The organism is Wolbachia endosymbiont of Nasonia giraulti (genome assembly GCF_048054155.1).
Lineage (GTDB): Bacteria > Pseudomonadota > Alphaproteobacteria > Rickettsiales > Anaplasmataceae > Wolbachia > Wolbachia pipientis_C.
On sequence record NZ_JAFEVH010000026.1, the window covers coordinates 1 to 12,554 of the forward strand.

The window sequence follows — 12,554 nt, forward strand, 5'->3', positions numbered from 1 at the left end:
ATTACTTTTTTTTCGGTTTGACACACTTTTTTGAACGTTCCCGTTTTTGCATTTACTAAAGCATTCTTCTTATAGACACTATACCAACAATCCACTATTTTTTCTATGTCTCGCGGTTTAACCTCTGGACCTATACTGATTCTAATTGAACATTCTGCTTGCTCTTTTGTTGCTCCCATTGCAAGCAAAACATGAGAAGGTCCAACTTTTCCAGAAGAACATGCAGAACCATTGCTGACTGCAATATTATTTAAGTCAAAGTGCATGAGCTGCAGATCATTCTTCACTCTCGGCATATAAATGAAACTTGTATTTGGCAATCTTTTAGAATTTCTGCCAAAGATCTTGATATCACTGACAAGACTTAATAACCCACACTCCAATTGATCACGCAGCTTCTCTACTTCATCCATCTTTGATAGAAGATCTGGAATGTTTTGCAATGCAGCAGAAAGACCTACTATTGCAATAATATTTTCTGTACCACCACGCAATCCTTTTTCTTGCCCACCACCTATTATAGTAGGTTCTATTACAAGCTTTTTGTCAAATATTAAAACTCCACTACCTGCTATACCACCAAATTTGTGAGCAGATAAAGTAAGTAAATCCACTTCTAAATCTTCCATATTTAATTCGATTTTCCCAACACTTTGAGCAGCGTCAGTGTGACAGATTGCCCCGAATTTATGTGCCATTTTAGCTATTTCCTTAACAGGCTGGATAACTCCAGTTTCGTTATTAGACACCATCACTGAAATTATTACTTTATTCCCTTCAAGTTCGCTTAGAATTTTTTCTAGCTCTAAAAAGTCAACAATACCCTCTTGATTAACGGGTATTATATGTGGATTATATGCAGAATTAAGAATTGAAGGATGCTCTGTAGCTGAAATTACATGCAGATAGCCTTTTATTCCTCTCATGACGAGGTTGTTTGCTTCAGTTGCACCAGACGTAAAAACTATTTCTTTATCATCTGGAATGCTAAGAGCATCACGTACGTTATCTCTTGCCTCTTTAAGAATCTTCCTCGCTTCTTGTCCTCTTTTATGCAGGGATGATGGATTTAGTGTTTGTTTTGACAAAATCTCAAGTATACTTTTTTTTACATTTTTACTCACTGGAGCAGTTGCATTATAATCAGCATACACGTAACTACTATCTTCCAGGGAGAATAAACTCACAGGCTTATTTGTCACTTACCATCAACCAATTATGTATGTTAACTTTAACACAATAAAAATTTATTGCAAAAACAGCAAAATTAATACATAATTAATAAACAATTTACATTATCAACCCCTGTCAAAACAGGTTTTTATTAGGAGTCATCATGGTAGAAGTCTTTTTAAATAATTCAACAAAAAAGATAGAAGGTAGATACCATCAAAGCAAAGATACCAATGCACCGGTTGTGCTAATTTTACATCACCATCCCCAATATGGTGGTAGTATGGATAGTAAGATTATACATAGTATATGTGAATCTTTTATCGATAATAACTTTTCTGCATTGACAATTAATTTTCGTGGCGTCGGAAAATCTACCGGAACTTTTGATAAGGGTATAGGAGAATTAACTGATGCTGCAGTAGCTATTGATTGGCTTCAGGAGCATAACTCTAACAACGTTCCAATTTGGATAGTCGGTTTTTCTTTTGGAGCATGGGTAGCTATGCAGTTGACAATGCGCCGTCCAGAGATAGTAAGTTTTGTTGCCCTTTCTCTTCCAGCAACTAAATACGATTTCTCTTTTCTCTCTCCTTGCCCAGTTCCTGGACTTATAATACAAAGTAATAATGATATAATTTCAGAAGAAAGCGATGTAACAGAATTAGCACAAAGGTTAATAAATTCGGTAAAAAATAACCATATGGAATACCATATAGTAGACGATACTAACCACTTTTTAAGGGATAAAGAAGAGGAAGTAGCTCAAATTATAGATAATTATATAAAACTACGCTTAAACAGTGCAGCCACTTCCTCCAAAAAAGTAAAAAAAGAGATAAGGGTAAAAGAATATGCCTAACTTTACAAATGAGAGAAATGAATGTATTAATATAAATAAAAAAAGTCTTGTTATGTTTAGGCAATTATTATTTCTCGTTTTAGCGATGTTTATGCTGTCAGGATGCTTCCTAAGTAAACAGCGTAAATTAAAGAGTCCGTGTATAAAAAGCAATGAAAGTATTTCGTGCGAATTATACTCCGTTAATGATCATTGGTTAAATAAGTACAAGTTATAGGTAGCTTTGTATTGTACTGTTTCTTCCATTCACAGCTTTACTAATGATCGGTTTTTTAGCTGAAAAATGTGATCTGCTTTTTCTGCAAGAATATAGTTGTGTGTTACTATAAGCATAGAGCTGTTATTTTCCTTTACATATGAATGTAACAGCAAAAATACATTCAAAGAATTTGTTGGGTCTAAATTTCCCGTTGGCTCATCTGCAAGTAAAAGCTTTGGAGAGTTTACAATGCCCCTTGCAATTGCAACCCTCTGCCTTTCTCCACCAGAAATTTCAGATAACATACTACTTGCTTTACTTTCCAGACCAAATTTCTCTAATATTGCTTGCGATTTTTTTTTTGCTTCAGTTTTGCTTTTTCTTGCAATAAGCTGAGGAAGCATAACGTTTTCCAACACCGATAACTCTTGTAATAAATAGTGAAATTGATAAACAAAGCTAAGAAAATTTCTTCTTACATGAGTTTTATATTTATTGCTGGCTTGCGTACAATTTACTCCATCTACTGTCACTACACCTAAAGTTGGCTTATCCAATAGACCTGCAATTTGTAGTATAGTTGTTTTTCCTGATCCCGAACTACCAATCAATGCAACTACTTGCCCTCTTGTAAGACTCAGATTGATATCTTCTACAATAGCAGGACTTTCTTTGAAGCTCTTACTTACAGAAGCTAGCTCTAGTGTTACACAACTACCCATATTATAAAAAGATCCAGGAGGGAGAATTAGACCGAGAAACTGTTACCACATCCACATCGAGACTTAGCGAGAGCATTCTTGATTTGAAAACCAGAACCACTTAGATCTTCAGTATAATCTATAGTTGAGTTATTTAAAAATTTCGCTGAACAATTATCAACCATTAATACAGGGTTTCCATTCTCATCATTAATTACTATATCTTTACCTTTTTCACTAAAGCTGGAGTTGCTTCTATAATCCTCGCTATCTTCGTCATCGTCAAAATCGTCGTCTTCATCATCGTCAAAATCGTCATCCAAAGACATCTTCTTACTTATTTGATCCATAAGAAAATTATACTTGAAGCCAGAGCATCCACCACCTGAAACTGCAACCCGCAAAATAGAACTCTCATCTCCTTCCTGTTCTACAAGGGAGTGGATTTTCCTTAATGCATTGTCAGTTAAGCTAATATTGTAATCTGTTGACATAACAACCACCGTTCATTATTGATAACCTATTATAGTAGAAATTTTACATGTCAAACAATAATTTTCTATTAAGTTACGCGTGCTTTCCAAATAAAACAAAAGGAAGAAATTTTAAAGAGCCAGAAGATGAAAATCGCAGTTGCTTTCAGCGTGATAGGGACCGCATTATTCACTCTAATGCGTTTAGGAAATTAGGATATAAAACACAAGTTTTTATCAATTATGAACATGATTACTATCGTACTCGGCTTACTCATAGCCTTGAAGTTGCACAAATTGCAAGGTCCATTGCTCGTAGACTTGGCTTAAATGAGGATATCACTGAATGCATAGCGCTCGCACATGATCTTGGTCATCCTCCATTTGGTCATGCAGGTGAAGATGCTCTAAAGAAATCAGTTCAAGATTTGAATCTTGATAATGAGAAGTATGAGTTTGATCATAATGTTCAAGCTATAAGGATTTTAACTTATCTTGAACAAAAACATGCTGATTTTGATGGTATGAATCTAAGTTGGGAGGTGATTGAAGGGGTTGCAAAACATAACGGTCCCTTGCTTGATCAAAACGCAGAGTATTCTACAAATAATCAGCTATTATTAAAATATAATGAAAAATATGATCTAAAACTTGAGGAATTTTCAAGCATTGAAGCACAAGTTGCTTCAATTGCCGATGACATCGCTTACAGTGTGCATGATCTTGATGATGCACTCAGAGCAAATTTAGTAACTATTGAAGATTTGCTTAATGTCCCCTTAATTGGCAAAATGTTTAAAAACGTAAGGAGTGAATATTCAGACTTGTCTCAGAGCAAACTCATACATGAATCACTGAGTAAAACTATAGGGATTATGATAAATGATGTCGTTTTTCAGACTAAAAAAAATATTAAAGACTACAAAATAAAAAGCGTAGAAGATGTAAGAGGTCTAAATACAATGCTAGTCACATTTTCACCAAAAATTGCAAATGCCACAAAAGAGATGAAAAAATTTAACATGGAAAAAATATACAGAAGCTATAAATTGAATAGAACAATGAACAAAGCAAAACGTATAGTACAGGAGCTTTTTCAATGTTTTTATGAAAACCCAGGGTTATTACCTATAGAGTGGAACAAGCTTGCTTGTGAATCTCAGCGTTCAGTAATAATATGTGATTATATCTCAGGTATGACAGATAGATTTGCCATACACGAGCATAGAAGAATCTTTGATACCTCATACGAAATGACTTCTTTCTAATGACCGACGATTATTTCATGTCGATCGCATTAAAGCTTGCAGAAAAAAGTCTTGGAAGTGTTGCACCAAATCCCGCTGTTGGATGTATCATTGTAAAAGACGGTATGGTGATCAGTGAAGGCTACACAGAAATCGGTGGACGTCCACATGCGGAGGTAGTCGCTTTGCAAAACGCTAAAGATTCAACTCATGGTGCAACTATATATATCACTCTTGAGCCATGTTGTCATCACGGAGTCACGGGGCCTTGCACTGCGAAAATCATAAAAGCTGGAATAAAAAGGGTAGTAATTGCAACTATTGACCCAGATAGTAGAGTTTCAGGTGGAGGAATTAAAGCTCTGAAAGAAGCAGGAATTGAAGTTGAGCAAGGTATTATGCAAAAAGAGGCAGAAGAACTGAATGTCGGTTTTTTTACCACTAAAGAATTACATAGACCATTTATAGCTTGCAAAATCGCAACAACTCTTGACGGAAAAATCGCAACATTTACAGGCGATAGCAAATGGATAACAAGTGAGGATACGAGAAATTGGATACATGAGCTTAGAGCAAAATATGACGCAATTATGATTGGCAGCAATACCCTTGTTAGTGACGATCCACTCTTAACTTGCAGATTACCAGGGCTGGAAAATAGATCACCAATAAGGCTAATTATCGATAGCCAAGGGAAATTGAAGGAAGAGCATAATATTGCAAAAACTGCAGATAAAGTAACAACTTGGGTAATCGCAAATAAAGAAGTAGAGAGAAAAATAAAAGACATTAATTATTTGATAGTTAATACACCTCCTGTCATTCCAGTGCCCAGACACTGGGATCCAGGAAAATTGATTGTGCACTATACAACATTTTCGATCAAAAAACTGGATTCCAGTGTCAAGCACTGGAATGACACCACCGGCAAATTTCAATGTTCGTATAATTATGTGCTCGGACACTGGAATCTAGAAAAAACATGGATTTCAACTTCAAGTGCTCAACTGTACGAATGCTGTAATATAAGAGCGACTTTCACCAAGAAGGGTGTCATCCCAGTGCCCAGACACTGGGATCCAGAAAACTTCAAGCAATTGCGTAGTGAAAACTGGATTCCAGTGTCAAGCACTGGAATGACATCAGATCGAAAAGTCTGCCTAAAAGACATGGCATCAAAACTTGTTTCAGAAATTGGTATAACAAGGTTATTAGTTGAAGGTGGAGGAGTGTTGATTACAGAATTATTAAAGCACAATTTAATCGACAGGTTGATAATCTGCCGTAGTGGTAAAATTTTAGGTAATGATGCCACTCCCTTTATAGGAGATTTAGGGATTCAATCCATCAACAACTGCTACCGATTCAAAAAAACAGAAGTAATAGACTTTGATGAGGATGTAGTTGAGTTGTGGGATAGGCTATTGTAACTTTTACACATCCAGATGAAAGGAGAAAAAAAGAGGTAGAAAACCTACCTCCAGTCATACTAATTTATTTATTAACTGTTTGCCAATGCGTTTTTAACATTCACAGTAGCAACATCAGGATCTACTAAGAGAGTAGGTAAAATTTCTTTAACTTTTTCTCGAAGATTATCTGAATTCAGTTTTTCAGCCAATTCAGTTTTAGTAGCTAAATCTTTAGTTTTTGCTTCAATTGCTGCTTCAGCACCTGTTTTAGCTGCTTCAGCTTTCTTAGCTGCTGTTTCAGCACCTGTTTTAGCTCCACTTATTTCTTCATTCTTATACATTTGCTGATATGAAACATAAGCTGCTGCGGCAAAATATACAGCGGTAATAAATAGAACTGCAATTCCAGCAGGGCTAGCAATAAGTGCTAAAGATGCAGGTCCAGCAATTACTTTAGTAGCAATCAATAATGTTGTTATTGCTGCTGCTAAAGATGCAGTTGCAACTAAACCTTCAATACTCATTTTTGTTATATGTGCAGTGTTTTCCCACTTCAATACGTTTTTTATAGTCATAATAGTCCCCTTATAATAAGGCTAATAAAAAGATTAAGTAGTGTGTATTAATAATGCATGTTGGTCAAGCTACTTTTCACATAAAGTATATATTTCAAGCTAAACTGTTATCAGTTGTATATAATTAAACGTATGAAACATGGTTGGCTGAATCTCGATAAACCAATAGGAATTAGCTCTGCACAAGCTGTAACCCAAGTTAAAAGGATTTTTGGAATAAAAAAAGCCGGATATTTGGGAACACTTGATCCTTTGGCTTCAGGTATATTACCGATCGCTCTTGGTGAAGCAACAAAAACTATACCATATTTATCTTGTAACTTAAAGGCATACAATTTCACAATCAAATGGGGAAAGCAAACAACTACGGACGATTTAGATGGTGATATTATTAGAACTAGCACTATAAAACCTGAATATAACCAAATAAATTGTGTGATTAAGGATTTTATTGGTGAGATAACACAAACTCCTCCTCAATTTTCAGCAGTGAAAATCAAGGGAGCAAGAGCATATAAATTAGCAAGAAGTGGGCAAAAGGTAAATATAAAACCTCGACAAGTCAAAATACACGAACTGAAGATGATATTTTTGGACACCATAAATAATAGTGCCGATTTTTCTATGATCTGTGGTAGCGGTGTATATGTGAGATCAATTGCAAGAGATCTTGGAATTGAATTAAATTGCTTTGGACATATTACAAAATTAAGAAGAACTATGGTAGGTGATTTCAAGGAAGATGAATCAGTAACAGTCGAGCAAACTGCACAATTGCATAAACATTGCAATTCGGACTTACCAGTAGGATGTCATCCCAGTGCCCAGACACTGGGATCCAGATATACAAATACTTACAAATCATGTAATGGACAAAAGATTCTAGGAGCATATGTCAAAAACAATGTTCGTGATGCAATAAGCTTGATCCCAGTGCTTGACACTGGGATGACAGAGGGAGGTGGGATGGCAGAAGATGATGGAGGTAATACAAAAAGTTTCATCATCCCCATTGAATCTGCTTTAAAATCGATGTTCAAAGTTGAAATTTCCTTAGAGGAGGCGGAGAAAATCAGAAAAGGTCAAGAAATTATATTAAATAACTTGCGTGGTTTAAAGAATTATGATATTTTTTGTACGACAGTGGGTGATGTGCCCATTGCAATTTGCAGTTTTACTCATGGTTATGTGAAGCCTGTTCGTGTTTTTAATATTTTGAAATGAGGTTTAGATGTCAATAACATCCCAAAAGAAAAAAAGTTTGATTAGTACATATGCAATTAAAGAAGATGATACAGGTTCATCTTTTGTACAGTGTGCAATTTTAACCGAGAGAATCAGTAATTTAACTGAGCATTTTAAAACGCATAAGCATGACCATAATTCTAAGCGCGGTTTACTTGTATTGATAGGTAGAAGGCGCAAGCACTTAAATTATATAAAACGTAAATTTGGTAATGAAGCCTATCAAGAGTTAATAGAGAAGTTAGGCATTAGAAAATAATCGAGGAATTTTGTATGTTTGAAATTATAAAGAAATCTATAGATTGGGAGGGGCGTACCTTATCTTTAGAAACTGGGAAAATAGCACGTCAAGCTGATGGTTCAGTAGTTGTAAATTATGGAGATACTTCTATCTTAGTCACTGTTGTACGAAAAAAGAAGGAAGAAAGTGTTGATTTTCTCCCTTTAAATGTGCAGTTTATTGCAAAAAGTTATGCCATGGGTAAGATTCCTGGTGGTTTTTTCAAAAGAGAAGGAAAACCATCTGATAGAGAAACTTTAATTTCAAGAGTAATAGATAGAAGTATAAGACCGTTATTTCCTGAAGGTTTTCATGATGAAATTAGTGTAGTATGTAATCTATTAACTTACGATACGGTCAATTCTCCTGAAGTACCAGCATTGATAGGTACCGTCGCAGCTCTTGCAATTTCTGGTGTTCCTTTCCACTTTACTATAGCTGGAGTTATGGTCGGTTGTGATGAAAATAACAATTATATACTCAATCCTTCCGTTCAAGAGATGAAAGCAAGCAACTTGGATCTGTTTTTGTCTGGTGATGAAAATTCGATCTTAATGGTCGAATCGGAAGTCAAAGAGCTCTCTGAAGAAAATGTTTTGAGTGCAATAAAATTCGGCCATGAACATCTTCAACCTGTTATTAAGCTTATAAAAGAATTTGCTGATACAGTAGGCAATAAACCTGAAAGCTTTGCTCCTGTTGATATATCAGATATAACTCAAGAACTTGAAAAATATCGAAAAGACTTTGAAGAAGCATATTCAAAAACAGTAAAACAAGAGCGAGTTCAAGCTCTAGAAGTAGTCAGGAATAATATATTGAATACTCTTAAAGAGGCTGGAAAAGACGAAAAGTTAATTACTTATGCAGTAAAAAGCTTTGAAAGATCTTTAGTGCGTGAAATGATTAGAAGGAAAAGTGTGAGGATAGACAGCCGTAAGTATGATGAAATACGCCAGATAGAAATTGAGGCTGACATTCTACCCAAGACTCACGGTTCTGCGCTATTTACAAGGGGTACCACTCAGGCACTAGTTGTTACTGCTCTTGGTACTACACAAGATGAGCAAATTGTGGATGACATTGAAGGGGATAGACGTGAACATTTTATGTTGCATTATAATTTTCCTCCATTTGCTGTTGGAGAGGCTTCTGCTATACGCGCACCAGGAAGGAGAGAAATTGGTCATGGTAAACTTGCTTGGAAAGCAATTCATCCTGTTTTACCTGATAAATCTGAATTTCCTTATACAATAAGGGTAGTATCTGAGATTATGGAATCTGATGGTTCTTCTTCTATGGCAACAGTTTGTGGAACTTCCATTGCATTAATGGATACAGGTGTACCAATAAAGGCTCCCGTTGCAGGAATTGCTATGGGTCTCATCAAAGACAAAAATGAGCATATAATACTTTCTGATATACTGGGCGATGAAGACTATCTTGGTGATATGGATTTCAAAGTAGCAGGAACTAGCGAAGGGATTACAGCACTGCAGATGGATATGAAAATTCCTGGTATAAGCTTTGAAATTGTTGAAAAATCTTTAGAACAAGCAAAAGTCGGAAGATTACATATCTTAGAAAAAATGAATGCAGTAATTTCAGAACATCGTAAGGATATAAAAGATCATGTACCAAGAGTGTTATCGTTTTATATAGATAAAGATAAAATTTCTGCAGCTATTGGTGCTAAAGGAAAAAATATACGCAGTGTATGTGAAAGAAGTAATGCAAAAATTGAAATAGGGGATGACGGTAAAGTTTCTGTTTTTGCCATTAGTAGTACTGAAGCTGAAGCTGCAAAGGATATGATGATTGATTCAATAACAGAGCTAGAACAAGGTTCTATAATTGATGCTAAAGTTGTAAAGATAGAGAAGTCTATTGTAGAGTTAGAACTTCTTAATGGAAGAAAAGGAAAAATGCATATAAGCGAGGTAGCTAATCAACATGTAGAGTCCATTGAGGATATACTTAAACAGGGTGATACCTTCAAAGCTTTGATAATTGACTTTGAAAAAGGTGGATGTCCAAAATTATCAAGACGTCGTGTTGATCAAGAAACAGGTGAATTTTTTGAAGGTAAGCTTTACAATGAAGAAAGGAGAGATGGTTTAAATAATAGGGATAATTATTATAACAACTCGTTTAATAAAAAACCTGGAGATAATTATCATAGTAATAGACCTACTCGTCCTCGTTCTGGTTTTAGTAATAGAAACAGACCAAAATTTGGTAATAATGACTCGTCATCAGGTTTCTATTGAGGTTGAACTTACTTTCTATTGTCTCAGTGTCGAAACACTGGGATAATAGGAATTTTTAAAACTGACAAGATAACAAAAATGGTTTGTGTTATCTGTAGGGTTATAACGAAAGATTTTTAAGATCGTTTATAGTCTTTTTCACGTCTTCAGCTTTAAATATTGCTGATCCAGCAACTAATATATTTGCACCTGCTTTTATTACATCAGCTGCGTTAGAAAAGTTAACTCCACCATCTACTGAAACTTGTGTTTTAAGATTACGGTCCTGTATCATTTTCCTCACGGTAGATATCTTACTCAACTGCGAATGAATAAACTCCTGTCCTCCAAATCCAGGATTGACTGTCATAATTAGTACAATATCTAGCTCATGTATTATATATTCAAGCACGCTTGGAGAAGTTGAAGGAACAATTGAAACTCCAACTTGTATTGTTTTTTTTGTATAACTTATGTCTTTGCATGATTTTATCTTTCTTACTAGCCTCTCAAGATGTATCTCTGCTTCTGCATGTATAGTGATAATATCAGCACCAGCATTTATAAAACTTTCAATATGGTTACCAGGAGATTTAATCATTAAGTGTACATCAAAAGGAAGATTGCTATATTTACGTATCGCAGAGATAACATTCGGACCTATTGTAATATTTGGAACAAAATTTCCATCCATAACGTCTATGTGTATATAATCTACATTCAAGTCGCTAATTCTTTTTACTTCCTCTCCTAATTTTGCAAAGTCTGCTGAAAGTATAGAAGGTGCAATTTTAATACCCATAGACTACTTTTTACCAAAAATAAAAAAAAGTAACTTATTTTTTAAACTCTGTCATCCCAATACTATATTAATCTCATTTAGAAATTTTTGTATCCTTCCAGATGCACGTGAAACCAGTCCTTTATTTTTCTCTGCCCATTCATCTTGCCATCGTAATACTCATTAGACTTCTTTCTTCGCCTCTTCTAAATATTCCAACACAGTTTCATGCAACGCAGTCCAAGACATTTGCTTTTCCATATTCGGTATAAATTTTTGTTTCCAAGTGTCCTTAAATTCTTGAAACCACTGCTTCTCAAAGTTTTGGAAATCAGATAAAACTTCTGACCTAAATCCATTAATTAAATTCGAAACTTCTATAGCCTTTTCAGGGCTTATAGACTTAAAAGATAATATTTCGTTCTTTAAAATATCTAGCTTTTCAAATGAATTAAGTCTAAATGGAATATAAAGTGAAGATCTTATATTGTATCTTAGATAAGAGTCATAATATAGCTTAATCTTGTACATGAGCATAGCAAATGCATCAGAAGAAATATTATTTTCATATTCTGCAAGAGAAGATAATAAATGCTTATAATCCTCTTCATTCAAAAATGGTGGCTTTAAGCTTAATTTAGTTTTATCACTTAAAGATAAGAATTCACTAAAAATAAGATTACTATACTTAACTAAAAATTCAGGCAAAATATCTTCTTGTTCTAATTTTAGAGGCAAGTCTTTTCTAATTTCTTTCGGCAAGTGGTGCATTGAAAACTGATTGATAACCCAAGCAAAATTCTCATCAAACTCATTTGAGTAATCAGCATTATTGTCAGGAAAAATCATATTACCTTTCCTATCGTTCCAAGGCAGTATTTTATAAAAAAAACCGTTTAACCTTTTTTTTAATTTCAAAATATTTTCACTCTTATCGCCTACCTTATACAAAACCTCATTTACTTTTTGTTCTGCGTCTTGAGGACTGATTCTATCACCTATATGCAATCCGATACCACTTTTCTCTAATAACTCCCAATCAAATAACTTATGTGGATCAGGCTTACGCATTGCGTAACCTTCAATTGCTGAGTTGTACACTATAGTACCTATCTCAGCGTGACTAAATATCATATCTTTTCTAATCTTAAAGCGCTTCATGAGGTACAAAATCAGATCTTTGACAGATTTCATTTGCTCTTCTGGAAAAGGCTCAAGCCCTGTGTTTACAATCTCTATGCCTATAGAATAATCATTCAGTTTCCGTAGCTCTTCAACCACATTATCTACTTGAACTTTCGCATAACTTATACTATAGTATTTCCTAAAGTAAATGATAAAGGTATAATAAAGTATT

Annotated in this window: 12 protein-coding genes; 6 read left to right on the forward strand and 6 right to left on the reverse strand. The window is 34.7% G+C overall.

The annotated features are described in order from the left end of the window. Positions 1-1,202, reverse strand: a 1,202-nt coding sequence (locus JR312_RS04295; protein ID WP_416647811.1) for a cysteine desulfurase family protein, incomplete at its 3' end; no start/stop codon positions are given. Positions 1,203-1,336: 134 nt separating this feature from the next. On the opposite strand from JR312_RS04295, the gene JR312_RS04300 reads away from it, so the two are divergent. Further along, positions 1,337-2,035, forward strand: a complete 699-nt coding sequence (locus tag JR312_RS04300; protein WP_264330736.1) for an alpha/beta hydrolase — start codon at positions 1,337-1,339, stop codon at positions 2,033-2,035. A 246-nt stretch (positions 2,036-2,281) separates the two neighbouring features. Here JR312_RS04300 and JR312_RS04305 read toward each other — a convergent pair whose 3' ends face one another. Continuing rightward, positions 2,282-2,956, reverse strand: coding sequence for an ABC transporter ATP-binding protein (locus JR312_RS04305; protein WP_264330735.1), 675 nt, complete (start codon positions 2,954-2,956; stop codon positions 2,282-2,284). 26 nt (positions 2,957-2,982) lie between these two features. Then, positions 2,983-3,429 carry a HesB/IscA family protein gene (locus JR312_RS04310; protein ID WP_416647812.1) on the reverse strand — a complete coding sequence of 149 codons (447 nt, stop codon included), beginning with the start codon at positions 3,427-3,429 and terminating at the stop codon, positions 2,983-2,985. Between the two features lie 47 nt (positions 3,430-3,476). Here JR312_RS04310 and JR312_RS04315 point away from each other — a divergent pair, with 47 nt between their 5' ends. Both JR312_RS04315 and ribD read left to right on the forward strand, forming a co-directional pair. Next, positions 3,477-4,676, forward strand: coding sequence for a deoxyguanosinetriphosphate triphosphohydrolase (locus JR312_RS04315; RefSeq protein WP_416647813.1), 1,200 nt, complete (start codon positions 3,477-3,479; stop codon positions 4,674-4,676). After that, complete coding sequence (ribD, locus tag JR312_RS04320) at positions 4,676-6,085, forward strand: bifunctional diaminohydroxyphosphoribosylaminopyrimidine deaminase/5-amino-6-(5-phosphoribosylamino)uracil reductase RibD (RefSeq protein ID WP_416647814.1); 1,410 nt, start codon at positions 4,676-4,678, stop codon at positions 6,083-6,085. Before JR312_RS04315 ends, ribD begins: the two co-directional genes overlap by 1 nt. Positions 6,086-6,156: 71 nt before the next feature. Here ribD and JR312_RS04325 read toward each other — a convergent pair whose 3' ends face one another. Continuing rightward, complete coding sequence (locus JR312_RS04325; protein ID WP_264330731.1) at positions 6,157-6,642, reverse strand: hypothetical protein; 486 nt, start codon at positions 6,640-6,642, stop codon at positions 6,157-6,159. Between the two features lie 132 nt (positions 6,643-6,774). Here JR312_RS04325 and truB point away from each other — a divergent pair, with 132 nt between their 5' ends. From truB to pnp, 3 genes are read left to right on the forward strand one after another with little or no spacing between them, the layout of a single operon-like run. Continuing rightward, the gene (gene truB / locus JR312_RS04330; protein ID WP_416647817.1) at positions 6,775-7,866 is read left to right on the forward strand and encodes a tRNA pseudouridine(55) synthase TruB; all 1,092 of its coding nucleotides are present in this window, start codon (positions 6,775-6,777) and stop codon (positions 7,864-7,866) included. Between the two features lie 7 nt (positions 7,867-7,873). Continuing rightward, positions 7,874-8,146, forward strand: a complete 273-nt coding sequence (gene rpsO / locus JR312_RS04335; protein WP_010403478.1) for a 30S ribosomal protein S15 — start codon at positions 7,874-7,876, stop codon at positions 8,144-8,146. A 14-nt stretch (positions 8,147-8,160) separates the two neighbouring features. Continuing rightward, the gene (pnp, locus tag JR312_RS04340) at positions 8,161-10,437 is read left to right on the forward strand and encodes a polyribonucleotide nucleotidyltransferase (protein ID WP_264330728.1); all 2,277 of its coding nucleotides are present in this window, start codon (positions 8,161-8,163) and stop codon (positions 10,435-10,437) included. A 100-nt stretch (positions 10,438-10,537) separates the two neighbouring features. On the opposite strand, the gene rpe is transcribed toward pnp, so the two are convergent. Together rpe and JR312_RS04350 are read right to left on the reverse strand one after the other, a co-directional pair. Further along, the gene (rpe, locus tag JR312_RS04345) at positions 10,538-11,218 is read right to left on the reverse strand and encodes a ribulose-phosphate 3-epimerase (protein ID WP_416647815.1); all 681 of its coding nucleotides are present in this window, start codon (positions 11,216-11,218) and stop codon (positions 10,538-10,540) included. Between the two features lie 162 nt (positions 11,219-11,380). Further along, a partial coding sequence (locus tag JR312_RS04350) for an N-acetylmuramoyl-L-alanine amidase (RefSeq protein ID WP_416647816.1) occupies positions 11,381-12,554 on the reverse strand: 1,174 nt, incomplete at its 5' end.

Coding starts and splice junctions, on each gene's coding strand:
- rpe (WP_416647815.1), bottom strand. CDS start 11,218: ATGGGTATTAAAATTGCACCTTCTATACTTTCAGCAGACTTTGCAAAA.
- JR312_RS04325 (WP_264330731.1), bottom strand. CDS start 6,642: ATGACTATAAAAAACGTATTGAAGTGGGAAAACACTGCACATATAACA.
- rpsO (WP_010403478.1), top strand. CDS start 7,874: ATGTCAATAACATCCCAAAAGAAAAAAAGTTTGATTAGTACATATGCA.
- JR312_RS04300 (WP_264330736.1), top strand. CDS start 1,337: ATGGTAGAAGTCTTTTTAAATAATTCAACAAAAAAGATAGAAGGTAGA.
- pnp (WP_264330728.1), top strand. CDS start 8,161: ATGTTTGAAATTATAAAGAAATCTATAGATTGGGAGGGGCGTACCTTA.
- truB (WP_416647817.1), top strand. CDS start 6,775: ATGAAACATGGTTGGCTGAATCTCGATAAACCAATAGGAATTAGCTCT.
- ribD (WP_416647814.1), top strand. CDS start 4,676: ATGACCGACGATTATTTCATGTCGATCGCATTAAAGCTTGCAGAAAAA.
- JR312_RS04315 (WP_416647813.1), top strand. CDS start 3,477: ATGTCAAACAATAATTTTCTATTAAGTTACGCGTGCTTTCCAAATAAA.
- JR312_RS04305 (WP_264330735.1), bottom strand. CDS start 2,956: ATGGGTAGTTGTGTAACACTAGAGCTAGCTTCTGTAAGTAAGAGCTTC.
- JR312_RS04310 (WP_416647812.1), bottom strand. CDS start 3,429: ATGTCAACAGATTACAATATTAGCTTAACTGACAATGCATTAAGGAAA.